At 52.5% G+C, this 25530-nt stretch carries 21 protein-coding genes; 14 read left to right on the top strand and 7 right to left on the bottom strand.

Features of this window, described 5'->3' with window-relative positions:
* Window positions 1-139: 139 nt before the first annotated feature.
* From ACX1C1_RS03700 to ACX1C1_RS03670, 7 genes are all read left to right on the top strand, one after another.
* Window positions 140-1192 (top strand): flavin-containing monooxygenase, encoded by a 1053-nt coding sequence (locus ACX1C1_RS03700; RefSeq protein ID WP_458955819.1) that lies wholly within the window; start codon window positions 140-142, stop codon window positions 1190-1192.
* Between the two features lie 125 nt (window positions 1193-1317).
* Entirely contained in the window at window positions 1318-1662 is a 345-nt protein-coding gene (locus tag ACX1C1_RS03695; RefSeq protein ID WP_458957585.1) for an ArsR/SmtB family transcription factor, read from the top strand.
* Between the two features lie 88 nt (window positions 1663-1750).
* Entirely contained in the window at window positions 1751-3181 is a 1431-nt protein-coding gene (locus ACX1C1_RS03690; protein ID WP_458955818.1) for an NAD(P)-binding domain-containing protein, read from the top strand.
* A 33-nt stretch (window positions 3182-3214) separates the two neighbouring features.
* The gene (locus tag ACX1C1_RS03685; RefSeq protein ID WP_458957584.1) at window positions 3215-3655 is read left to right on the top strand and encodes a DeoR/GlpR family DNA-binding transcription regulator; all 441 of its coding nucleotides are present in this window, start codon (window positions 3215-3217) and stop codon (window positions 3653-3655) included.
* 271 nt (window positions 3656-3926) lie between these two features.
* Complete coding sequence (locus ACX1C1_RS03680; protein ID WP_458955817.1) at window positions 3927-5288, top strand: ethanolamine ammonia-lyase subunit EutB; 1362 nt, start codon at window positions 3927-3929, stop codon at window positions 5286-5288.
* A 41-nt stretch (window positions 5289-5329) separates the two neighbouring features.
* A complete protein-coding gene (eutC, locus tag ACX1C1_RS03675; protein ID WP_458955816.1) occupies window positions 5330-6052 on the top strand; it encodes an ethanolamine ammonia-lyase subunit EutC in 723 nt (240 codons plus the stop codon).
* A 173-nt stretch (window positions 6053-6225) separates the two neighbouring features.
* Entirely contained in the window at window positions 6226-6879 is a 654-nt protein-coding gene (locus ACX1C1_RS03670; RefSeq protein ID WP_458955815.1) for a hypothetical protein, read from the top strand.
* Window positions 6880-6993: 114 nt separating this feature from the next.
* On the opposite strand, the gene ACX1C1_RS03665 is transcribed toward ACX1C1_RS03670, so the two are convergent.
* From ACX1C1_RS03665 to ACX1C1_RS03650, 4 genes are all read right to left on the bottom strand, one after another.
* Window positions 6994-8052, bottom strand: a complete 1059-nt coding sequence (locus tag ACX1C1_RS03665) for a Gfo/Idh/MocA family protein (protein WP_458955814.1) — start codon at window positions 8050-8052, stop codon at window positions 6994-6996.
* A gap of 23 nt (window positions 8053-8075) precedes the next feature.
* Window positions 8076-9689 carry an extracellular solute-binding protein gene (locus tag ACX1C1_RS03660; protein ID WP_458957583.1) on the bottom strand — a complete coding sequence of 538 codons (1614 nt, stop codon included), beginning with the start codon at window positions 9687-9689 and terminating at the stop codon, window positions 8076-8078.
* A gap of 108 nt (window positions 9690-9797) precedes the next feature.
* Complete coding sequence (locus tag ACX1C1_RS03655; RefSeq protein WP_458955813.1) at window positions 9798-10709, bottom strand: carbohydrate ABC transporter permease; 912 nt, start codon at window positions 10707-10709, stop codon at window positions 9798-9800.
* A gap of 20 nt (window positions 10710-10729) precedes the next feature.
* Entirely contained in the window at window positions 10730-11659 is a 930-nt protein-coding gene (locus ACX1C1_RS03650) for an ABC transporter permease (RefSeq protein WP_458955812.1), read from the bottom strand.
* A gap of 345 nt (window positions 11660-12004) precedes the next feature.
* Between ACX1C1_RS03650 and ACX1C1_RS03645 the strand changes: the two genes are divergently transcribed.
* The 5 genes from ACX1C1_RS03645 (at window position 12005) to ACX1C1_RS03625 (ending at window position 17994) form a co-directional block, all read left to right on the top strand.
* Window positions 12005-13780 (top strand): sensor histidine kinase, encoded by a 1776-nt coding sequence (locus tag ACX1C1_RS03645; protein WP_458955811.1) that lies wholly within the window; start codon window positions 12005-12007, stop codon window positions 13778-13780.
* Window positions 13758-15365, top strand: coding sequence for a response regulator transcription factor (locus ACX1C1_RS03640; RefSeq protein ID WP_458955810.1), 1608 nt, complete (start codon window positions 13758-13760; stop codon window positions 15363-15365). The genes ACX1C1_RS03645 and ACX1C1_RS03640 overlap by 23 nt, the downstream gene beginning before the upstream one ends.
* A 164-nt stretch (window positions 15366-15529) precedes the next feature.
* On the top strand, window positions 15530-16201 hold the full coding sequence (locus tag ACX1C1_RS03635) for a FadR/GntR family transcriptional regulator (protein ID WP_458955809.1): 672 nt from the start codon (window positions 15530-15532) through the stop codon (window positions 16199-16201).
* Window positions 16202-16206: 5 nt separating this feature from the next.
* Window positions 16207-17355, top strand: coding sequence for a galactonate dehydratase (gene dgoD, locus ACX1C1_RS03630; protein ID WP_458955808.1), 1149 nt, complete (start codon window positions 16207-16209; stop codon window positions 17353-17355).
* A 174-nt stretch (window positions 17356-17529) separates the two neighbouring features.
* Window positions 17530-17994: an HIT family protein gene (locus ACX1C1_RS03625; RefSeq protein ID WP_458955807.1), complete on the top strand. Its 465-nt coding sequence runs from the start codon at window positions 17530-17532 to the stop codon at window positions 17992-17994.
* 170 nt (window positions 17995-18164) lie between these two features.
* On the opposite strand, the gene ACX1C1_RS03620 is transcribed toward ACX1C1_RS03625, so the two are convergent.
* From ACX1C1_RS03620 to ACX1C1_RS03610, 3 genes are all read right to left on the bottom strand, one after another.
* The gene (locus ACX1C1_RS03620) at window positions 18165-19976 is read right to left on the bottom strand and encodes an FAD-dependent oxidoreductase (protein ID WP_458955806.1); all 1812 of its coding nucleotides are present in this window, start codon (window positions 19974-19976) and stop codon (window positions 18165-18167) included.
* Window positions 19977-20086: 110 nt separating this feature from the next.
* Window positions 20087-20965, bottom strand: coding sequence for a carbohydrate ABC transporter permease (locus ACX1C1_RS03615; protein WP_458955805.1), 879 nt, complete (start codon window positions 20963-20965; stop codon window positions 20087-20089).
* A 26-nt stretch (window positions 20966-20991) separates the two neighbouring features.
* Entirely contained in the window at window positions 20992-21936 is a 945-nt protein-coding gene (locus tag ACX1C1_RS03610) for an ABC transporter permease (protein ID WP_458955804.1), read from the bottom strand.
* A gap of 166 nt (window positions 21937-22102) precedes the next feature.
* Here ACX1C1_RS03610 and ACX1C1_RS03605 point away from each other — a divergent pair, with 166 nt between their 5' ends.
* A complete protein-coding gene (locus tag ACX1C1_RS03605) occupies window positions 22103-23875 on the top strand; it encodes a sensor histidine kinase (protein ID WP_458955803.1) in 1773 nt (590 codons plus the stop codon).
* Complete coding sequence (locus ACX1C1_RS03600) at window positions 23850-25460, top strand: response regulator transcription factor (protein ID WP_458955802.1); 1611 nt, start codon at window positions 23850-23852, stop codon at window positions 25458-25460. Before ACX1C1_RS03605 ends, ACX1C1_RS03600 begins: the two co-directional genes overlap by 26 nt.
* Window positions 25461-25530: the final 70 nt, after the last annotated feature.

Below are 25530 nucleotides of genomic sequence, written 5' to 3'. Positions count from 1 at the left end.
GTAATAATAAAATTGCTTTGCTAAAACTGAAAGTTGCATTTTGCAAATATAAATGATCAATCCCAAACCTATTTTGATTAGATAAATTCAATATTTGCAAAATGCAAATAAATTTGAACGGGAAAGGATAGGAATATCTATGCATATTTACGATTCGATTGTGATCGGCGGGGGACAGGCTGGACTGGTGGCAGGATACCATCTAAAGAGAAAGGGTCTTTCATTTCTTATTTTAGAATCAGAGCCCAAAGCCCTGGGTTCTTGGCCAAAGTATTACGACAGTCTAAAATTATTTTCTCCTGCTCGATTCTCATCGCTGCCTGGGTTGAAATTCCGTAGCACAACATATCCAAAGAGGGATGAGGTCATAGATTATTTAAAACAATATCAACAACACTTTCATTTACCGGTTCAAACTAACGAAAACATCATTAGCGTTATGCGAGAAAATGGCATATTCACTCTTTATTCTACAATAGGCAGTACTTTTAGAACAAAGACAATTATTAATGCGACAGGTAACTTTCATCGCCCTTATACTCCAGAGATTAGTGGTCATGAATCGTTTTTAGGGAACTGTTTACATTCTTCGGAATATCGGAATCCCGATTCTTTTAAGAATCAGCGGATCATCGTTGTTGGCCGTGGGAATTCTGCTGTTCAAATCGCAGTTGAACTATCTGAGGTCAGCACCGTAAGTTTGGCTGTACTTAAACCCGTACAATTTACAAAGCAAAAAGTCGGAGGAGTGGATGTGCATTTTTGGTTGCGTATGATAGGGCTGGATACGTTTCCTTTTTGGAGATTTGGACTTAATGCGCCAAATCCATCGGCTGTCATGGATTTAGATCAGTATAAAATGAAGCTGGATGCCGGTAATCCTGCTCAGAAAAAGATGTTTACTTCTTTTTATTCTGATGGCGTTATTTGGCCGGATGGGGCGAGGGAAAAGATAGACAGCATTATCTTTGCAACAGGATATAAGCCTAATATGCCTCATTTTCAAGCGTTAGGCGCTACCCATGCTGGTGGAGATGCCATTCATCAAGCAGGAGTCAGTGAAGTGGTTCCAGGCCTGTTTTTTGTAGGATTATATGGTCAACGATCCTTTGCTTCTGCAACAATGCGCGGTGTAGGGCCTGATGCTAAATATGTCGTTAACAAACTTGTGAAGTACTTAAAGAAGAAGTAAAATCATTAAATCAAAATAAATTGATTTATTGTTGACTTTGCGGAAGAAAGTTGATATCATGGGACCGTAAATCAAGAAATGTTGATTAAACATAAGCTGACAGGGATTGGAGGAAGGCGACCTTGATTAAAGAACTTCAGGTACTGGGACAAAATGAAGCGAAAGTGGATTTCGCAAAGTATGAAGCGAAATTTAAGGCACTTGCTGATCAGAAAAGGCTTCAGATTATGTATGAGCTCACGCAACGAGGAAATACATGCGTATGTGATCTGACAGAAATCGTCGATATGCCCCAATCCAAATTATCATACCATTTGAAGATATTACTGGATGCTGGATTACTGCGTCGAGAAACAAAAGGGACTTGGAGCTATTACGAGTTGAACACAACGGAAGTAAATAATCTGCTGTCTCCGGAGCTTTGTTGTATTTTTCGTATGAATGAGGTGAAATCAAACGATTGCTGTTAAGCGATTGTATGGATTTTAAATCAAAAAAAATTGATTATACAAAGTCTCTTGATAACAACTACTAAATAACCATTTGGAGGTCATACCCATGAGTCAATGTTGTTCAAGTCCAAGTCCAATTCAGTTATCGATGAAGGCTTCAAAGCATGCTGCAACTTCAGTAAAACATGATCTACCTGTTGCAATTATAGGTGGAGGTCCCGTCGGATTAGCTGCTGCCGCTCACCTTGTCTCTAAAGGAGAGTCCTTTATTCTCTTCGAGGCAGCTTCAAACATAGCAGGAAATGTTAACCAGTGGGAGCATGTACGCGTGTTTTCCCCATGGCAATTTAATATGGATAAGGCGGCTAAACAGCTGCTGGAAGCTTCAGAATGGAAGGTCCCTGATGAACAGGCATTCCCAACGGGAAGAGAGCTTATCGATGAGTATTTAGCTCCATTGTCTCAGCTTCCAGTCATTAAGCCATTTGTCCATTACAACGCTAAAGTTATTGCGGTAACTCGCAAAGGCTTAAGTAAAGTAAAAACTGCGGGACGCGATGATTTGCCATTCGTTCTTCATGTTCAACAAGACAATAGAACTTACAAATATGAGGCTAAAGCCGTTATTGATGCTTCCGGAACTTGGTCTAGTCCTAACCCTGCTATGTCTGATGGGGTATGGACTATAGAGGAGCAGTCCGTGAATAGCCAGATTTCATATGGAATTCCGGATGTGCTTGGTAAGAACAAAACAAGATTTGCAGGAAAGCATGTCCTTGTAGTTGGCAGCGGTCACTCAGCCATTAATGCCTTGCTTGACCTTGAACGTCTTCAAGAGCAAGCTCCACAAACCTCCATTTCCTGGGTCATTCGAAAAACAAATGTGGCAGATGTTTATGGCGGTCAGGTAAGTGATGCACTTCGCGAACGCGGTGTTCTTGGAGTTCGATTGCAACAGCTGGTCGAGTCAGGAAAACTCTCCGTACACTCATCATACCTAATTGATCAATTTGAGCATGATGGAGCCCGCATTAATGTAGTGGGGTCTGTGAACGGCGAGAGGGTGAGGATCGATGGAATAGATGAAATTATCAGTAACACGGGATCGCGTCCGGACTTGTCTTTTCTTAGGGAAGTGCGGATCGATATTGATTCCGATATCGAGAGCGTAGGTGCACTCGCTCCGCTGATTGATCCCAACGTTCATAGCTGCGGAAACGTAAGGCCTCATGGTGAAAAAGAATTGCGTCAACCAGAAAAGAATTTCTATATTGTTGGCTCAAAGAGCTATGGCCGCGCACCTACCTTTTTAATGGCAACCGGATATGAGCAAGTCAGATCCATCGTGGCGGCGATTACAGGAGACTGGGAAGCAGCTGAAAATGTGGAGTTAGATCTTCCAGAGACTGGCGTATGTAGTGTTAATAAATCAGTACAATTTAGTAATGGTCTTTCAGAAGTTCGGCCGGATGATAATCAAACTGATGGTAGCTGTTCGACAACACCTAATGCAAGTAAAACTTCATGTTGCGGATAATGCTTTCTAGAAGGCCAAAAGGAGGTAGCCGATATTCGCCGGTGTCGAGACTGGCGGTTATTACGGCTATCTCTTTGCTGGGCGATTCCATGCTTTATATCACTCTTCCTATCCATTGGAGGAGAGATGAACGCTTCCCAGAAGACAGCGGGAGGAGCGCTCGCCGAGCAGATGCTCAGCCAGCTTAAAGTAGATAAGGCTTTTATTTCGCCGGACGGCATATCCATCGTTGATGGCGTGACGGATTACGACGTGCAGGAAGCGAACATTTCACGGCTTATAATGAAACGAGCCGATGAAGTTATTTTGTTGGCGGACCATTCCAAATTCGGCATAGTAACGTTTTCCCGTATTTGTAGTTTGGAAGATGTGTCACTCGTTATAACAGATAGGCAATGCCCGGAAGATTGGAAACAGCTGCTAGGCGATCAAGATGTTCAATTACTACTCGCGGAGGAGGATGAATTCCAATGATCGTCGATTCCCATTTCCATCTAGAAGAAGGTCCGTATTCGATCGATTGGCCACGGCGTACCCATTACGCTTAGCTCCGATTCGCATTTCCCCGACGACATCGGCATGATGCTGGATCAAGCCGCAGCACTTGCGCTCAGAACAGGCTATGAGGAAGTCGTGTACTTCGAAGGGCGGGAACGAAGGTACTTGAGGCTGGAGGATTAGACATCCATGACAGCGAATCAGACATTCGATCCGTCCATATAAATCATGGAGAGGGGGAGAGACTTTGAAGCTGACAGCAGCCGTGCGTGGGAGAAGTTATCAATTCCGTGACCTTAAGGAGGTCATGGCTAAGGCGAATGAGGAGAAGTCGGGAGATAGCTTAGCAGGACTGTCCGCGGAGGATGCTACCGAGCGGGTTGCCGCCAAAATGGTTCTATCGGAGCTCCGATTATGTGATATTCGCGAGTCGCCATTGCTCCCTGGAGAGATAGACGAAGTGTCACGCATCATTGAATCCGACCTTAATGAAGAGATGTATGCACAGATTAAGAATTGGACCGTAGCTGAATTAAGGGAGCAGCTGCTGCGAATGGATGGCGGCAGCAATTCTCTTGTTTGTGTGGGCCAAGGGCTGACAAGTGAAATGATCGCCGCTTGCGCCAAGCTGATGAGCAACCTGGATCTGATCCAAGCAGCTGCTCGAATTGAAGTGGTTACGACCTGCAACTATTCGATGGGGCAGCGAGGTGTCCTTGCCGGTCGTGCCCAACCGAATCACCCCTCTGACCATTTGTATGGCATCCGTGCTTCGCTGTACGAGGCACTTTCCTATGGCATCGGAGATGCTGTAATCGGGATTAATCCGGTAATTGATACTGCCGACAGCGTGTATCATATTCTCGCAATGACGAAGGATGTGATGACTCGCTGGGATGTGCCAACGCAGAACTGCGTGTTAGCTCACATCACCACGCAGATGCGGGCGATCCGGATGGGAGCTCCCGCCGATATGGTATTTCAAAGCTTAGCAGGTACGGAGCTTGGCAATAAGTCCTTTGGTATTGATAAGGCGCTGCTGGACGAAGCCGACGAGTTAATTCAGACGGAGGGAACCGCCACAGGGCCGAACCGTTGGTACTTTGAAACGGGGCAAGGCTCAGAGCTGTCCTCCGAGGCCCATCATGGTATCGATCAGGTGACGCTGGAGGCACGCTGCTATGGGCTGGCCCGGCATTACAAACCATTTATGGTGAACACGGTTGTAGGCTTTATCGGTCCCGAATATTTGTATGACAGTAAGCAGGTCATCCGTGCCGGGCTTGAGGATCACTTCATGGGCAAGCTTCATGGTCTGCCTATGGGGGTTGATGTGTGCTATACGAACCATATGAAGGTTGACCAGAATGACATGGACAATCTGGCCGTGCTGCTGGCGGCAGCGGGTGTCAACTTTATTATCGGTGTACCTATGGCAGACGATTGCATGCTGAATTACCAGTCCACGAGCTACCATGATATTGCGACATTGAGGGAAACCATCGGGCTTCGTCCTGCTCCTCCATTCGAACGTTGGCTTGAAAGAATGGAGCTGATGAAGAACGGCAGGCTGACTGCCAGAGCAGGAGATCCGAAAATCTTTATGTAGGCAAGCAGAACAAGAGCGAAGGTATGGAGAGGGGGATTCGGATGAAGGATATCAGCGCTTCTTCTGGGCTGGATGCATGGAATGAGCTGAGAATCACAACGGGGGCACGCATCGATGTTGGCCGGTCTGGCACAAGGCCGATTACGAGCGACATGCTGAAGTTGCGTCTTGATCATGCGGCTGCTGTAGATGCCGTGTATAGCGAAGTTCCTCGCCGCCTAATCGAAGAGATGGGGCTTGTCTTCGCGGAGACACAGGCTGTAGACAAAGTTCAGTATTTGAAGCGACCTGATCTTGGCAGGAAACTCACGGCTGAATCCGCCGAGGTGCTGCAAACACGTTGCGTCCATGCACCGCAGGTGCAGATCGTTGTGTCGGACGGACTTAGTGCAGCAGCGATCGAAGCCAATCTGAAGGTTGTATATTCTTCTTTGTTAGATGCCCTGAAACGCCTCAAGATGGAGGCCGGTACACCTGTATTCGTGAAATACGGACGAGTGGGCAGCATGGATCATATCGGTGATCTCTTACAGCCAGAGGTATTAGTCCTGCTGATTGGAGAACGACCCGGCCTTCTATCCGCCAACTCGATGAGTGCCTATATGTGCTACAGGCCTTGCTCCGGGAAGATGGATTGCAATCGTAACGTGATCTCTAATATTCATGAGAGCGGCACACCGCCTGCTGAAGCGGGGGCCATGATCGGGACATGGCTAAGGGCTATGCTGGATCAAAGGCGGAGCGGTACTGAACTTGTTTTCTAATGTACAAAGCGACTAACTAAGGCAAGCAGCCTTCTGTTGGTCGCTTTTTTGATTGTTATCGGAGTGCGAGTTCATCATGTGGACGCCGCTTAATCAAAATGCCAAGGAGGGTATGAATCTTACCGATTTGCTGGGATAATGTTAGGTAGTTGCGATCAGCGAAGGAGAACAATATGAGATTATTTCAGATGAAAGCGGAAACGAACGGACGCAATCGGATGGACGACTTTCTTGAACATAACTATGTGTGCGCGGGTCCGGCGGACATCGGAGATGTGGAGCTTTGCGAGGAGGCTGAGCTTCACAGCAGGCTGACGCATGTCGCTCGGGACGAGCGGCAACTAGCCGAAATGTACACGGAGATGCGGCTATTCGTTCATGTCATCCAGGATGGTGATTATGTCGTGATCATGGACAACGACAACGTGCATCTCGGCGATATCGGCGATTACTATTATGTAGAAGCTTTCGATTCCAACGAAGAGGGCAGCTGTCATCGTAGAGGCGTAACTTGGTTAATGACGGTGCCCGCAGCGGGGATTAGCAATGAAATACGAGCGTTGCTGAATGAAGGGGAAAGCCTATCCTTCTTTGGCCGTCCCATATCGCAAGCTGAGATTAGGCTGGAACTGGGAGCGGATTATGCGACTGGCGGCGGAGCCGAAGCAAGCTCCGAACAGGCCTATAGCTCACCTCTTCCGGATGCAGGCATGATTGCCGAAGCGCTCTCCATCTTGCATGCCGCGATGCGAAGCGACGATCCGGAGCGCAGAGAACGCGCCGCAATAGCAGTGCTTGATTACGCCAAAGGGAGAAACTTGCCGTAAAGTAAGAACGTTTGGCAAGCTGTACGCAAGACGAACCCGCGCCCTACAGGACGCGGGTCTCTTCGTGCACGCCAGTATGGGCGTCACCCGAGTGCGGGAAAAGTCATCTGAACTTTACAGCCGCGGCAACGAGACGGAACGTTTCTCCTCGCTGGAACGTATGACGGCGTCCAAAACCTCCTGGTTGCGGTAGCCGTCCATAAAGTCCGGCAGGCCGTCCGGAGCTTGCCCGTCCAGCAGAGCAAGGAAGTCTCCATACTGGGATACCTTGCACCGTGCGGGAACCTCGATCTCCGACTTGGCGAGCTGTCCTGGCGCTTCCTCGCGAATCCAAACGACATGGTCCGGGCTTAACGTAGACGCATGAAGCGTGCCTAGATCGCCATAGATGGACACTTCGTGCTGATTACCCGATCCGATCGCGTTGCGCGATGATTGGAAGACGCCGACGGCGTCTCCGGTCATTCGCGCCAGGAAGCTCACGAAGTCGTCGACCTCGACCTTGACCATCTCTCCCGTAACGGGATCCGGACGCTCGGGAACGAAGGTGCGCATCTGCGCGGACAGCTCTTCGAACTCGCCGAACAGGAAACGCGCCAGATCGATCATGTGTGAGCCGAGGTCGCCGAGCGTCCCCGTGCCGGTGATGTTCTTGTTAAAGCGCCAAATATACGGCGTATCATTAGCTAACGAGCCCCAGCCCTGCAGGTACTGGATGGAGAAGCTGCGGACCTTGCCCAGCCGCCCTTCGCGAACGAGCTCCCGCGCGTAACGGAATGCCGGCGTATACCGGTAACTGAAGCCGACCATGCCGGGAACCGGCGTCCGTTGGTACTGTGGCAGAAGCTCGAGCGCCTCCTCGAAGATCCGGGTAAAGGGTTTCTCGACGAGATAAGGTTTGCCAGTCGCCAGACAAGCGCGAAGGATGGCTGCATGGACGTTATTTGGCGTCACGGCTACGACCGCATCGACTTCCGGGTCCTCGATTAGTTCCGCGAAGTCCGCATACCGCTTGCCGGACGCGATACCAAGCTTCTCCCCTCGCTCAGTCAAGGCCAGAGGATTCACGTCGCTTAACGCCACGATCCTGTAGCGGCCCTCCTCCGTCATCCAACGGATATGGGAATGAGCCATGCCGCCTAGCCCAATTAGCCCGATTCGATATGTGTACATGGCATTATTCCCCTCTCCGCGCATTATTGCACGTTCTTGTATCTATCAAAAGCGTCTGTATAGATTTGGATCAGCTTCTGCAAGCCCATGTCGTTCAGCTTCTTGACATAAGAATCCCATTCTTGCTCAATGCCGCCTTGCGTAATCCACTTGGCGCGGGTGCTCCTGATATAGCTTTCGATATCGGTCGTCAGCGTAGGCAGCTCTGCGTATTCTTCGATGGTATACATGACGTCCGGGAAAGGCTCCGTTACGTACTCTTTGCTCAGAGCGTCGAGCTGCAGCTTCAGGCCGTCGCCGGTGGCGGGGTCGAGCTTAATACTTTTCTCGAATTCGGGGCTGACGTATTTTGGACCGAAGTCGCGCAGGGAGCTATCCCAGTACCAGGCGTCCGCGCTTGTGCCATCCGGCGGATCCATGAGCGTATACGTGCCGTCACCGTACTTTTCGATCGAGGTGCCGATGGCGCCCCAGAAGTTCTGTATGCTGGCTTCCCCTGTGTAGAATTGATCCGCCCAGCGTGCGGATACCTCTGGATACTTGTTGGCAGTCGTAATCAGCATCTCGTTGCGTCTGAAGCTGAGCCCATTGGGATCGCCGATCTGATATTTATTCCCGTCAGGTCCGCTCATGGGCACGATCGTCTCGTATTGGTCGCTCCACTGGCCGAATACGGCGTCCGGTGTCCATTGGTAGGTGAAGCCGATCAAAGGGGCGTCCGGGTTCTGGCGCTTGGCCGTCAGCATCGTATTGTCCTGTGTGAACGTTTCTTTGTCGATCAGCCCTTCGGAGAACAACTTATTAGCCCAGGTAATGCCGGCCTTGTACTCGTCGGACGTCGGGATGTAGTCTAGCTTGCCGTCCTTGACAACCATGTGGTTACCGCGGATATCGGTAATGCCGAACGGCGAGAGCAGGTTGAAGTCGATGTCCTTGGAATCGCTGTACGGAATTTCGTCCGCCTTGCCGTTGCCGTTGGGGTCCTGCTCCTTGAACGCCTTCAGCACGGTGTACAGCTCGTCGAGCGTCTCCGGCGTTTTCAAGCTCAATTTGTCCAACCACGTTTTGTTGATGACTGGCTGCACGGAGGAGTAAGGCCGCGATGGAAGCCGTGCGGGCAACGAATAGATTTTGCCGTCCGGGAAGGTGCTCAGCTTCTTCATATCCGGCATTTCGTCCATCGCCGCTTTGAGATTAGGCATATACTGATCGATGTAGTCGTCAAGCGGGCGGAACAGATTGAGGTTGTTCACGATATCCGAGTCGCCGAACGCCATGTTGCCGATGATGATGTCTGGCATTTTGCCGCTAGCCAGCATGACGGACTTTTGCGTCTCCCAGTCGCTATTGGAGATGACCTGCCAATTGATCTTGACGTTGGAGTTTTTCTCGAGCTCCTGCAGCCAGGTATTCTTGGTGAACGTGTCGCCCATGTTGCCCCAGCGTATTGTCAGCGCGTTCAGAGTGATCGGCTTGTCGACGATCGGCATGCCTTCTTCGTTAAGGCCTTTGCCGGACTCGCTTGCCGTATTGTTCCCCGTGTCGTTAGACGGGGCGTTGCCCGGATCCGCATCGTTGCTGCAGCCCGCCAGAACGGCGGTGCCGAGTACAGTCATCAAAGCCAGGCTGGTTATCATTTGTTTTGCCTTTGCCATGTCAATCTCCCCTTTAGAATCAAATAATTGCAAGTTTTCGGGCATTCCCTGCTGTTCATTCGTGATGGGAAGCGGACTTTTTGAACTTCCTTAACTCTTGACGGCGCCGATCATCACCCCCTTGTTGAAGTGCTTCTGCACGAAGGGGTAGAGGCACATGATGGGCAGCGTCGCGACGATAATGACAGAGTATCGAAGCAGATTGGCGAGGCGCAGGGCGATCTGTGCCGCTTCACCCGTACCAAGCGCCGTCTGCATCTCGTTGGTGACGAGTATGTCCCGCAAGACCAGCTGGAGCGGATGAAGATCCTTATTCTGCAAATAGATCAGAGCGTTGAAATAAGAGTTCCAATGACCGACCGCGAACCACAACGCAAGCACCGCAATGATGGCTTTGGATAGCGGCAGCACCATCAGCGCGAAGAAGCGCAGATTGCCGCAGCCGTCGATCTGTGCGGCTTCCCACAGCTCTTCTGGAATACCCGTCCGGAAGAAGGTACGCGCTACGATGATGTCGAAGACGGCGACCGAGAACGGGAGCACCATAACTAGGAACGTATCGTACAAATGAAAGTCGCGAATGGTGAGAAAAGTAGGCACCAGTCCGCCGTTAAAAAACATCGTGAAGATAAAGAAGAACGTCAGTGGCTTAAGTCCGGCCAAATCCTTTCTCGATAAGGCATAAGCCGCCGACAAATTAACGGCAAGTCCGATCAATGTTCCCGCAACTGTATAGAAGATCGTATTCCGATATCCGATCCATATGTTGGCGTGGTTGAACAGCTCCTTATAGCCGTCTAGCGTAAAGCCCTGAGGCCAGAGCCACACTTTGCCGTTGCCGACGGCGGATGGATCGCTGAAGGACGCGATGACGATAAAGTATAGCGGATATAACATAATGATAAGCACAATGATGGCCCAAATATATAGTAATGTTTCCAGGAGCCTGTCGTTATCGCGTTTTTGTATGCCAGGCTGGATGCGGCCTGTTGCATGGTCCATGGCTGTTCGTCCTCCTTCCCTCACCAGAGGCTATTCTCCGAATATTTTTTGGCTACCTGATTAACCACAATAAGCAGCACGAAGTTAATGAGCGTATTAAACAAGTTGATCGCCGCAGAGAAGCTGAACTGTGAGCTGAGCAGGCCGATCTTGTACACGTACGTCGAGATGACCTCGCTGCCGGAAATGTTGAGGTTATTCTGGAGCAGATACGCCTTCTCGAAGCCGACGCCGAGCAGACCGCCGACTCTCAGAATGAGGAGTGTAACAATCGTCGGGATGAGCATCGGGATGTCGATATACCAAATCTTCTGCCAACGGGTCGCGCCGTCCACCGTTGCGGCTTCGTACAGGCTGGGAGTGACCGCCGACAACGCCGCAATGTAGATGATGCTGTCCCACCCGGTATGCTGCCAGACGTCTGACCATACATAAATGCTGCTGAACAGGCTGGCGGACCCCATCACGTTAGGCGCTTCGGCGCCGAACAATCGATAGAGATTGCCCATCAAGCCGTTGCCGGGCGACAGCAGAATCATCATGAGGCCGACGATAACGATGGTGGAGATGAAATGCGGCATGTAGGTGATCGTCTGGAACACCCGCTTGAACCTGTTCGCCCGCAGTTGGTTCACGAGAATCGCGAACGCGATCGGAATCGGGAACATTGCGAAGCTGTACAGGCTGATCAACAAGGTGTTTTTGATCGTGATCGAGAATTGATAGGACTGGAAGAACTTCTCGAAGTATTTGAGTCCCACCCAAGGACTATCCATAATGCCTAATGCTGGTTTAAAGTCCTTGAACGCGATAATGACGCCGTACATCGGCTTATAGGTAAAGCAGAGCAGAAGCGTCACGGCCGGAAGCAAGAGCAAGTAGAGCCCCCAGTTTCTGCCGATTCGGAGCGCTTGCCGACGGACAAGGCCTTTGAATGAATGGTTGATCAAGCTGTCGAACCTCCTCTTGCCGCATAATGTGTATGCTCAGAATGAAACGAGCTGCCTTGCATCCGACGACGTTTTCCCTTGTCTTGGTCCTAAGTATACGTAAACGGAGTGATGCGATTTGGACGATTTGGCGTTGTGATCTGGACCTATGAGGGGGACGGGCGTCTCCTGGCAGCTTGGTTAGGCAAGGGACAAGGCTTAATCCAGACTTTTTGCTAGCACTTTCCGGACATTCGGGGGCGGCGGGCACAAGGCCGGTATGCAATTTCCGTTGCCGGTATTATAATCATCTGACAAAGCCCATTCATTAGAGCGGCGAGGGAAAGGCGAGGGGAGCGGGGGCAAGTGGCCAAACGGGCGGAGAATAAGCTTTATCCCATTAAGCACTACGTCAGGATCATTATGATCATCTCGATATCGGCTCTTATCCTGGACTTCATCATCAGCTTCGCGTCGATCTCGATCGTCAAGCAGCAATCCGCTCGTGATTTGCGGGACAGTGCGTATTTGTACATTAATAGGATCAACGGGGATTTCTCTTACATTAGCCAATTCATGGGTTGGACGCTCGCGAACGACGATAATGTGAAGCTCATGGGCTCGCACGGGCTGAACGATTCGGAGTTTATCAAGGCCAATGACATGTTATACCGCCGATTCGTCGAGCTGCAGAAAAGCTACGATCGAAGCTACAACTTCTTTCTGTTTCTCGGACAGCAGGACGTCATGATCAACGTCGCGCCAATGGGTTTGACATACAAGGAGTATCAGGAACTGAAGGAACAGATCGGCGCGTACAAGGACACCGGCCAGATCTACGATCCGTTCTATTCCCGCTGGTCGACAGTCCGTCTGGACGGATCCTTTTATATCATTAATGTTTTCCTTTACCACGGTAATTACATGATCTGCCTGATCGCTGCGGATGATCTGATCGGACCGTTGCGGCAGATCAATCTGGGGGAGAACGGGTATGCCTCTCTGTGGACAGAGGATGGGAGCCTTGTGACGACCCCGATCTCGAATAACGGGAAGCAGGCCGACGCCTCGCAGGATCGGCACGCCTGGCTTAAGGTATTCCAGACAAAAACGACCGTCAAAGGGGAATTTGATAACGCGTCGTTCTACGTCAAACTGGATATTCAATTCGGCGCCTTCGAGAAAATCATGATCGCTCAGCTGCTCATTATGCTTCTAGCCGTCATCGTGGCTTGCAGTTTGAGCTTCATCATGCTGTACTTCCGCAACAAGGTGCTCCAGCCGATCAAGAACTTCTCGTACAACCTGGCCTTCTGGACCGAGGACGGTGAGCCAATCGATATCGAGGGAAGCAATATCGCGGAGCTTGAGAAGGCGAACAAACAATTCGCTCAGCTGGTTCGGCAGATTAAGACGTATAAGATCGACATCTATGAACGGGAAATCGAGAAGCAGCGCATTCAGCTGGATTATATGAAGCTTCAGATCAAGCCGCATTTCTTCCTGAACTGCTTGACATCGATCCATAGCATGGCGCAGATGGACATGACCGAAGAAATCCAGAAGATGGCGATGTCCACGTCGATCTACTTCCGGTACATCTTCCAGAACGGCCAGGACTTCGTTCAGATGGAGGACGAAATCGAGCATGTGCGCATCTATCTCGACATTCAGAAGCACCGCTACCGCGACGCCTTTCTCTATCAGATCGAGGGGGCGGAGCAGATGCGGTATACGCCGATTCCGCCGCTCGTCCTGCAATCCTTCATTGAAAATGCGATCAAATACGCGGTCTCGCGAGACAACGATTCCCTTATTACGCTGAACGTCGGCCGCCGCCGAATCGGCGGCGAACCCGTGACCGTCATCCGGATCGCGGATACCGGCCCCGGCTTCCCGCCGCAAGTGCTGGAGAAGCTGCGGCAAGGCATGCCGCTGGATCAAGCGAACGGCACGCAGATCGGCATCATGAACACGCTCCAGCGTCTGGAGACCCTATACGGCGGTCGAGCGGTCGTCCGCTTCCACAACCGCGCCGGCGGCGGAGCCGGCGTCACGCTTTACCTGCCGGAGCTCCCAGGGCTACCGGTTCATCCATCCGAGACAGGAGGAGAGCAGCATGCAGGCCTTGTTGGTAGATGATGATTATTTCGTCGTGACGGCTCTTGAGAAGAAGATCGATTGGGCTTCGCTTGGCATCGATACGGTACATACCGCGCACAATGTCGCACAGGCTCGCGACATTCTGCAGCGGCATCCCATCCACATCCTCATCTCCGATATCGAGATGCCGCAAGGGAGCGGGCTCGAGCTCTTGGCCTGGATTCGCGAGGAGGGTTACAACGTGCAGGCGATCCTCCTGACCAACTATGCCGATTTCAACTATGCGCAGAAGGCGATCGAGCTGCGGAGCTTCGAATATTTTCTGAAGCCGATCCAATTCGATAAGCTGATGCTGATCATACGGAAGGCGATCGAACGGGTCGAGGAGCAGAGGCGCGAGGAGGAGGCCATTCGGGAGGGGCGCTACTGGAAACGAAATCAAGCCAGGATGCTGGAGCACTTCTGGCGCAAGCTGATTAGCGACAGCGTTTCCGCTCCTCTTAAACCAGAGGACGTCGCCCGCACCGCCTCCGAACAGAATCTGTCTTACGGCATGGGCGATCGCGTACAGACGCTTATGTTTAATATGTATCACGCTGCCGGAGGGATGGGGCTGGAGGAAAAAAGCCTGTTCGATTTCGCGCTGCTTAACGTTTTATTTGAGCTATACCGGCACGAGAGCTTTACGGTGGAGACGGCGCTGGAATACAGCGCGCATAATTGGATCGTTGTACTGAAGTGGAACGGGCAGCCGAACCAGCGGAAGCTCGAGGAGCTTTGCGTCTCGTTCATCGAGCAGGCGAATCGTTCGCTGAAGTGCGATGCCTGCTGCATCATCGGCCAGTCGTCCAAGTTTGAAGAGGTTTCTAACAGTTTGAGGCAATTGCTGCAAGGGAATGCGAGAATCGCCAAACGGCGCAATGTCATCTATTACGCGGATCGAAGCTCGGGAAAGGCCGAAGAAGCGTTTGCGCCGCCAGATCTATCCAGGCTCGAGGGGCTGCTGGAGCAGAGCTTGCCGGACGACTTTGTGAGGGAAGCGTCCGCGTACCTGCTACGTCTCTCGGATCAAGGAGGCCTCTCCGTCCCGACTCTGGGCTTGTTCCGGCTGGACATGATGCAGCTCGTATACGCGTTCCTTAAGTCCAGGGGCATTCAAGCCCATCAATTGTACAAAGGCGGGAAGAGCGAGCGGCTGATGGCCGATTCCATGAATTCGATCGAGGATATGGAGGCTTACCTCCAATATCTCGTCACGACGGCGATGTCGTATCGAGACTTCGCCGAGCAGCCCACGACGGTGGCTGAGGAGATCAAACAATACGTGAACAAGCATTACGGCGAGGATTTAACCCGCCTCAGCTTGGCTGAAATTTTTTACCTGCATCCCGATTATTTGGCCAGGATTTTCAAGAAGGAGACCGGAATCTCGCTTGGCAACTACGTGATCGGAGCCCGAATTGCGGCCGCCAAAGGGCTGCTGCGGACGACTCCGTTGTCGGTGTTCGCCGTGGGCAAGAAGGTTGGATACTCGAACTATTCTTACTTCGCCAAGGTGTTCAAGCAAGAGGTAGGCATGTCGCCGAATGAGTATAAGCAGAGCGGGATGGAGATCAAGGAGTGAACGACAGCGGCCACTTTCCGCTTGCACCAAGCGCCATTTTGTCCAGTCGGCTTTGCTTAGCAGCCGGATTTTGGGTTGTTTTTCTTTGACAAAACCCAATAAAGATATTATCTTAATTACATAAAGATCATATCTTTAATAGGGAGTAGGATGGCGAGGCACAGATGAAGAAGCTGGCTCACGAAGAGATCATGGAGCACATACAAGAGCGAATCCGTTCCGGAGAATGGAAGCCCGGGGAACGTCTGCCGACGATGCAGGAATTGGCGTTGCAATACAAGCTCAGCATTACGGCCGTGCGCGAAGCGCTGCGTCTGCTGGAGAGTCGCCGGATTGTCAGCATCGAGCACGGCAGAGGGATTTTTGCCTGCATCGATCCTGGACTTCTCGAAGATCCCGCGGCTCCGATTAAAGGGATGGAGAACCGCTCGCTGCTCGAGCTGCTAGAAGCGCGTCTTGCAATCGAACCTGAGCTGGCGGCGCATTGCGCCAAACGTTCGTCTGGAGCCAAGGCGCGAGTCATCCGCGAACTGGCGGATCTGATGGAAGAACAGATGAAGCGGGGGGAGGATCACTTCGCCACAGATGTTCAATATCATCAAGAGATCGCGGAAGGCGCCGACAACCAATTGCTTGCCCGGATGTTGTCGGTCGTAGCGGACCTGTCAGCTCAAGGTAGGCGGGAGACGGACAAGCTGCCTCACATGCGGGACAAAGCCGCGAGCTATCACCGGCTAATCGCAATCGCCATACAGGAGCGAGACGCGGAACAAGCGCGGACTCTCATGAGAGCCCATATTCAAGATATGATTCATGCCATTCAATCGAGAGGATGAGAAGCTTGAAAATCACGAGTCTGGAGTTATTCATCGTTCCGCCGCGATGGTTGTTTCTGAAGATCGATACGGATGAAGGGATTGTCGGTTGGGGAGAACCGATCGTGGAAGGCAGAGCTCTCGCGGTGAAAGCGGCGGTCGAAGAATTGAGCGAGTATCTGATCGGCAAGGATCCTCTCGCCATCGAAGATCACTGGCAAGCGATGTACAGAGGGGGCTTCTATCGAGGCGGTCCTGTGCTGATGAGCGCCATTGCGGGGATCGATCAAGCGCTGTGGGATATCAAGGGGAAATTCCACCAAGCGCCGATCTATCAGTTGATGGGAGGAGCCTGCCGCGAGCGTATGAAGGTGTACTCATGGATCGGCGGAGATCGTCCTTCCGATGTCGGCCAAGCCGCCTTGCGCGCGCAGTCGCAAGGCTTCACTGCCGTTAAGATGAACGCGACGGAGGAATTGCAATATATCGATTCTTATATCAAGATCGATCAGGTTTTGGAGAGAGTAGCCGCGGTTAGGGAAGCGGTTGGTCCTTATCTGGGAGTCGGGATCGATTTCCATGGCCGTGTTCATAAGCCAATGGCGAAGATTCTGGCGAAGGAGCTGGAGGTATTCCGTCCGATGTTCCTCGAAGAGCCGGTGCTGGCAGAGAACAACGAGGCGCTCCGGGATATTGCGGCCGTGACGCATATCCCGATTGCGACCGGCGAGCGGATGTTCTCGCGTTGGGACTTTAAGAAGCTGCTCGCGGACGGTTATGTCGACATTATCCAACCGGACTTGTCGCATGCAGGAGGTATTACGGAATGCAAGAAAATCGCAAGTATGGCGGAAGCTTACGACGTCGCACTTGCGCCGCATTGTCCGCTCGGACCAATCGCACTGGCTGCTTGCTTGCAAGTGGACGCGACTTGCCATAACGCCGTGATTCAGGAGCAGAGCTTGGGAATACATTATAACGAAGGCAATGATTTGCTGGATTATATCGTCGATTCGTCCGTATTCGAGTATGTGGACGGCTTCGTCTCGATCCCGGGCGGCCCGGGTCTTGGCATCGAAATCAACGAGGCGCATGTGCGGAAAATGGCAGAGGTCGGACATGATTGGAAAAATCCGATCTGGCGCCATCAAGATGGCAGCGTGGCGGAATGGTAGGATCATATTCTCGGAACGAAACGGCTCCGTCCCCAGAGGGACGACGGAGCCGTTTTGCATGTTCTTGCGACGTTACCGGGCTTGGTTCTAGCGATAGCAATGGGAAATTTATTCAATAAGTAGTACTCTTAAGGATAAGATCATGAAAGAACTTCAACAAAAGGGGAGAACTCCATGCAATGTTTAGGTTGTAGTCTAGCTAACAAACATGAACCTGTATATGTGGTATTGGAAGATGAGTATATCTGTTGCTTTTTGGACCATAATCCGTTTAATGAAGGACATACTTTAATACTTCCGAAGAAGCACTATTATGACGTTGAAGAGTTGGATGATGCAACGGCAAGGTCAGTCATGAAAGCATCAATGATGCTTTCGAAAGTGATTAAGAAACTGTATAATCCCGACGGCATTACAGTAAGTCAAAACGGTGGAATTTTTAATGAATTAAGCCATTATCATATGCATGTTGTACCTAGATACATAAACCAATCATTTGCCGCTTTTTATTCTGAGTATGATACAGGCCATACTGAAAAGGCAGAGAAATTAAAAGAAACGCAAGCGAAGTTAGTGGAGGCTATCGATAGAGTAAATGAAGGTAGAGTCAGGTATGGAAACATAGATGGAGCGGTCTAGGGACATCCAACAGGTTCCCGAAATCAAAGGTTGGGGGAGAAAACGTAAAGTTTTCCGTCCAGCCTTTTTCTGTGTTTGATTTTGCAGAGTTGCGGCGAGGCAATAAGAAACGAAAATAATCTGCCGCCGGACTCTTCCCCCTGTTTCTTGAGAATCCTAGTTTACGAATATTAGCAGCACCTAATTTCGAATACACGCGCGTGATCCAATCCGTTGGTCTCGATGTTGTCGATCCGGAGTCTGCAAACGCCAGCGAGGTCGACGGGAAACGTGAGCTGTCGCTTATAGTTGTCCTTGACGTGTGCCACTTCAATGCCGAGATCAGGATTATCATTGCAGTAGGCGATCACGCGGAATGCCTTCAGCGTCTCCGGCTGCGCTCCCCATACTTGCTGGCGGTACAGGTGGTTCTCATAGGTTAACGTCAGTCTGCGATGCATGCCCGTATCGAGCACGACCATTACTTCGTGGAGCGATACCGGCGTTTCCCACTCCAGTTCGATCCAAGGCGAACGATCCTCCGGACGGGACATCCAGCGATGGGCTCCGGGCTCCGTCAGACCGGGCTTGACCCCGCGCGGGCCGTGCATGGAGCGGGTGTAACCGTCCAGCACCTGCGTGGCCTCGCCGCCCGGCTGCTCTGTGGAAGCACGAACGGTCGCGCCGCTGGCCGCATTGGACGCGGCCTTCACGCCGGGCAGGAACGCATCCTGTTTGATGAGCGTCTGCTGGGTTGCCCGAAGGAAGTCGGGATTCGCCAGCGCTTCGCTGACTGACAGCCCTTTGCAGATCGCAAGCGCCGCGAACGTACCCGCGCCTTGTCCCATTACCCCGCAGGTAGCCATCACGCGCGTGCTGGAGAAGGCGATATGCGTCGCGGAGATGTTGCGTCCCGCGAACATCAGATTATCCACGTTGGCGCTGGCCAAGGCACGAGCCGGGATGCCGTAGACATAATTCGTCACGGGCTGGCTGCAGGGCTCCATCTCCCGGGCTTCAATTCCTTGAGGAGGATGCATATCCATCGGCCAGCCGCCGTATGCCAGCACATCCTCAAAGTCGACGGCTTCCTCCAGATCCGACTGCGTCAGCAGATGCCTGCCGACGAACCTGCGAGATTCCCGCTTGCCGGGCAAGAAGCCGAACCAGTCGAGCGCCCAGTTGGACGATGCCGGATGATGGCCGCTGTTCTTAATGTGATCCCAGACACCGAGCATAATGGCGAGCAGCTCGTCGCGGATTCTCTCGTTGTCTGCGATGGTATCCATCATGCCGCCGAACTCCACCCACCAGTAGCCGTACTCCCAGGAGTCGTGATTGCGAAATTTCAAATCTTCTTCGGTGTATCGCTTCGCCCAAGGGGGAGGAATATAGGCCATCGGCTTTCCCATGTCCCTAGCGGTGAACAACAGCGAGGAGCCGAGCCGATAGGCATCGCCTTCCTCTGTGGCATGCGATTCGCCGTATTGCCGTTTCCCTTCGCGGCCCGTAGTGAACCACGCGCCTGCTTCTTTGCCAAGACGACCGTCTCCCGTACAATCGATGAAGATGCCCGCGAATATATCAAAGATATGCTCCGTGCTTTCCCTGACCGCTCGGACCGATACGATCCGATTCGCATCCATCTGCGCGCCCGTAACCGTGGTATTAAGCATTAAGCTCAGATTCGACTCCGTTTTGCAGATTTCGTACAGAATCAGATCGAACATGGACGCGCTGCGCTGCGGATTGCGTATCGCGTTCTCCAGAAGAATCTCTTCGATAATACCGCCTTCCCTGGCCTCAGTCGCAAGCTCCGAACCCCGCTTGGAATGAGCCGCTCCGACAATGTGCATCCGAATCTCCGAAGAAGCGTTCCCTCCAAGTACGGAGCGATCCTGGCACAGAATGACCTTCGCGCCGTTCCGGGCAGCCGCGACAGCGGCAGCGACGCCGGAGATACCGCCTCCTGCAACCAAAATATCCACATGCAATCGTTCCACTCTTATCGCTCCTTTTTTCGTCCACGGACGAAGGAGCGCCAGGATAAGTGCCAGCCCGCCGCTCCCACGCTTCTAATCGTTTCTAATCGCTAATAATCGCTTAAATAGCGTTACTCTTTAACGGCCCCAAGCACGATCCCCTTCACGAAGAAGCGCTGGAGCAGCGGATACACCGCGAGAATCGGCAGCATGGCGATGAAAATTTGCGCCGCTTTGACGCTTCGATTGGACATCATCTCCAGATCCTCAGGCGTTATGCCCGTCTTGCTGAAGTCCTGCACGACGACGATCGTCTGCAGCAGCGTGGCGAGTGGCCATTGCTCCTGCGAGCGCAAGTACAGCATGCCGTCGAACCAACTGTTCCAGTGGCCGACCATCGTGAACAGCGAGATCGTCGCGATAGCGGGCAACGAGATAGGTAAGTAGACGGAGAATAGAATGCGGAAAGAGGTCGCCCCGTCCACGATGGCTGCTTCGTCCAGCTCCTTCGGCAGCGCGCGGAAGAAGTTCATCATCAGAATCATATTCCACACGTTGACGAGGCCCGGCAAGATGAGCACCCAGAACGAATTGATGAGCCCCACCTTCTCGACGAGCAAGTAATGGGGAACAAGCCCTGCATCGAAGATCATGATAAACAGGAAGAACCAGACGTACATCGCGCGGACTTTGAATTCGGTGCTGTTCCGGGACAAGGAGAAGGCGGCCATGATCGTGACTAGCATCCCGAGCGCGGTGCCGGTCAAGGCACGAAGCACCGACGTCCATATCGCGCCGCTGAAGTTGTCGTTCTCGAACGTTTTGGCATAGCTGTCGAAGTTGAAGTCGATTGGGAAGAAGGTGACCAAGTTGGCTTCAGCCGCGGACTTGCCGCTTAGGGACACGGCGAAGATGTGGAGCATAGGCAGAATGCACAAGATGGAAATGAAGAGCAGCAGCGCCAGATTGATGTAATAAAACACTTTATACGATGGGTCCTTGTGATACATGCAGGTCTACCTCCGTCGATGGAATATTAGAAAATGCGGTAATTGGCCCATTTGTAAGCCACATAGTAGCCGCCGCTGATGAGAATGAAGCCGACCAGAGACTTGAACAAGCCGACGGTGGTGGAGAGACTGTATTGGCCGTCCTGGAAGGAACGGAACACAAATGTGTCGATAATGTCGCCTTTGCCCAGTACGAGCGGATTGATCAGGTTGTAGATTTGGTCGAAGTTGGCACTTAACATGCTGCCGAGCGACAACGTGAATACGACGACCATAATCGGGAGCAGCGACGGCAATGTAATATTAATCGTCTGCTGCAGCCGGCCCGCGCCGTCGATCTCCGCGGCTTCGTACAGGTCAGGGTTGATGCCGGATAACGCTGCCAGGAACACGATGGCCGAGAAGCCGAATTCCTTCCACAAATCGCTCACGATGACCGTCGTACGGAACCAGTTGCCGTCTCCGAGGAACATAATCGGTTCGATGTGAAGCGCCGTCAGCAGCCGGTTTACGATACCGTCGAGCGACAGCAGGTCGAGCAGAATGCCGCCAAGAATAACCCAAGACATAAAGTGGGGCAAGTAGACCATCGTTTGAATCGACTTCTTGAGTCCCATGTTGCGAACCTCGTTCAGCAGCAGGGCGAATAAGACGGGTACGACTAAGCCGAATAAGATTTTTAGCACGGAGATGATCAAGGTGTTCCAGATCACCTGAACCGTGCCGTTCAACGTGAACATCAACTTGAAGTTGTCCCAGCCGATCCAAGGCGAACGTTCGATGCCGAGCCAGGGCTTAAAATCTTGAAACGCCATGATGATTCCAGGCATGGGGGCGTATTTGAATACAAGCGCGATCAAGACGGCGGGGAGGAGAAGGAGATGCAGCCTCCAGGTTTTGCGGAAAGGGATTTTTTGGAGTCTCGCGGTTGACGCTCTCCGAGTTGATGCTATAATGTCGTTATTCTTCATTGGGCTTCCTCCTGAGAGTGGTGGTAGGGATGGCGGACGCTCCCCCGCAACCTCGCCGTGCATGGTCGAATGCAGACCGGTTGTTGGGAAAATTGTATGGCATCCGCGAAACGATGTATAGAACACATCCTAAAGGTGGCTGTCAAAATATTAAGGGGGACCTCTCGTGAAACGGAGCAGGCCGATCTTCATCAAGATGACTGGCGTCATACTTATTCTGCTAATTCCGGCTGTTATTCTGTACACCTACTTCAGCACGACCAGCGTCCAAGTGATCGACAAGCAGATGAAAACATACAAGGAGAGCCAGCTGCTCTTCCTCAAGAGCCAGATCGAATCCAACGTCGAACGGCTGTCGTTGTCCTCCAACGTGCTCGCGCGGGATTCGTCCATTCTGGATTTGCAGATCAGTGTGCTCACCAAAGATTATTACAACATGATCGAATATCAGTCGCTGGTCAAAGACAAGCTGTATCTCCAGAGCTTCTCCAGCCACTGGTCGAACGAGCTGTCCGTTTATTTGCCGGTTAACGAAAGCCGGATATCCACGAGATTAAACGCGCCGTACGATCCCTCGCTGCTGGAACGTTCGGAGAACGGCGTATGGCGCTTCCAGAGCGAGAGCGGCGATGCGGTGCCTTATTACCAGCTGCTCATCTGGGATCCGTACCTGTCCAAGGGCGATCCAAACACTGTAAATGCAGTGTTCGAGGTACGATTCCCGATCGACAATGTAAGGGAGATGCTGGGTCACTATAGCGTGGAGAACCCCGGCGAGAGCTTTCTGCTGACGTCCTCGGGCGAAGCCTTCTCCGATTCGGTCGAGGAGGACGAGGTGAATGCCGAGTTGGGCGCAAGGCTGCTCCAAGGCGAGCTGGACGACATCGGCAACGCGAATATGGAGGTCGATGGACAGCGCAACTATGTGAGCTACGCCTATGTGCCGCAGCTTGACGCGTGGCTTGTCGATTACGTGCCGCTGGCGCTGTTCCACGCGCCGGTCATCGACAGCCGCAATCTGTTCTATATCAGCATGCTGGTGCTGATCGGCCTCGGACTCGCCGCGTCGTACTTGCTTTACCTGCATGTGCAGAAACCGCTGTCCGCGCTGATTCGCGGCCTTAAGCAATTTGAGATCGGGGATTATGGCTTCCGCATCAGCCAGCGGTTCCACAACGAATTCGACTATATGATGCACCGGTTCAACGATATGGGACGGGAGATCCAGCATTTGGTCCAGAACGTGTATGAAGAGCAGAACCGCTCGCGCCTCGCGACGCTTAAGCAGCTGCAGTCGCAGATCAATCCTCATTTTCTGTACAACTGCCTGTCCTTCATCGCGGCAAGCGCCAAAGCGGGGCATACGGGAGTGATCAAGGAAATGGCGTATCATCTGGGCGGTTATTACCGGTATACGACTAGAGTCGAGAATCAGCGGGCGACGCTGAAGGAAGAGATCGATTTGGTGCGGCATTATCTGCAGATATATACATACAGGCTCGAAAGAATCCGGTTTGAGATCCACGTGCCGGAAGACATGTTGCATGAACCCGTCATGCGGCTCATCGTGCAGCCGGCGGTGGAGAACGCGATCATGCATGGCGTAGAGCCGACGCTTGGGCAGGGACTGGTTCTAATAACGGGACAGAGCTGCGATGGATGGAATATCGTGACCGTGGAGGACAGCGGGAACGGCATGTCCGATTCGGAAATGAAGGCGCTTGCGGCAAAGCTTGAGCTCCCGATGGAGGATACGTCGGGCTGCGGCATATGGAATGTGCATCAACGGCTCAAGCATCGGTACGGTCCGGGGGCGGGTGTGACACTCGAGCGTTCCGGAACGCTCACGGGCTTGTGCGTAACCTTGAAGTGGCGAAGCGAAGAATGGATAGCGGAGAAGAGGAGCGTGGGTTATGAGTCGGCTGTTGTTGGTGGATGACGAACCGATGATCGTGGGCAGTATGGTGGCGAACGACTGGGCGAGCATCGGAATCGAAGCGGTATACAAAGCGGGCTCTGGTATGGAGGCGATCGCCGTTCTGGAATCGGCTCCGATCGATATCGTCGTAACGGATATCCGGATGCCGGGCATGGACGGTCTGCAGCTGTGCAAGCATGTGCAGGAGCATTATCCCCGGACCAAGTGCATTCTGCTGTCGGGATACGGCGAATTCGAATACGCCAGGAAGGCGATCACGTACGGGACGGCCAACTATTTGCTCAAGCCGGTGAAGGACGAGGAGCTGATGGAGGAAGTGTCCCGTATCAAAGAGGTATTGGAGCGGGAGTGGGAAGCGATGGACGCCTTCGAGAAGGCGCGCCATACGCTTCGCAACCATCTGCCCGCGCTGCGGACCAACTTGCTGAACGATCTGCTGTCGGGGATGCGGCTGCCGAGCGCGCTGCTGACCGAGCGGATGAACGATTATATGCTGAACTTCCGCATCGGAGAACGGACAAGTATGCTGTTGGTGCGAATCGACGAATCTGAGCGTGCGATCGGCGATCCGATGCTGCACGAATACGCCGTACGCAATATCGCTGGCGAGCTGCTCGAACGGGAATTTGACGTATGGATGAGCAAGGATGCCAATGGATACTTGTGTTTCCTGCTGCAGGACAACAGGGAAGCCCTCGAAGCGGATGCGGGCAAGCGGGCGGAGCTTGCGGCTGCGGAGCTTGTCGACAAGGTAAGGAGTTATCTTCGGGGAGCCGTGACCGTGCTGGTCGGCGAACCGCGCGTATTCCCGCTTGAGCTCGTCGATCAATACCGCAAGGCGCTTAACGAGTTCCGCAAAATTCCGCGAAGCGAGCAGGGCGCCGTCATGCTTGAAGGAGAGTCGCGCCAGCAATCCCGATCGCTGGACTCGCTGTACGCCCCGCCTGGCTTCCAGCAGCTGTTCGAAGCTGGACGATGGGCCGACGCCCGCGCGAAGATGGCCAGCCTCGAGACGGAGATTCGCGAGAAGAAGCTGGACACGGAAGAGCATGTGAACGAAGTCGTATATGCGCTAATGAACGCTTTTCTATATACGGCACACCTGCAAGGCAAAACGGTCATGGAGCTGACCGGCTTCGAGGCGGACATCGCGACGGAGCCGGGCGTGTTCACGCGACTGGATACTGTCATGGAATGGGCGGACTTGGCGCTGCGGAGTTTGGAGTCTGCCAATGTCCGGGAATTCAAGGATAACAAGAGCGCGCTCATCGCCAAGATCCATCGGTTCATCGAGGGACGGATTGCGGACGACGTCTCGCTGCAGGCGATTGCGGACCATGTCGACTTGCATCCGGCGTACTTGTCCTCGCTATACAAGCAAGAGACCAAGGAGAACATCAGCGACTTTATTATGCGTTATCGAATGGAGAAGGCAAGCGTGCTGCTTCGCACGACGGATATACGAATCTACGAGCTGTCCGGCCAGCTGGGCTTCCAGAACCCTCCCTATTTCAGCAAGCTGTTCAAATATTATTACGGCGTGACCCCTCAGATGTACCGCGACCGCAACGGAAGCAGCACTTGATAATCGAGCTTAACAGATCTTAACAATTTGCTATACGATCTTAAAACTTTATCTCTTACCCGGCTGAAAG

The organism is Paenibacillus sp. strain BS8-2 (assembly GCF_054483835.1).
The sequence above is the reverse complement of the archived record's forward strand: the minus strand, read 5'-3'. Positions and strand labels throughout refer to the sequence as shown.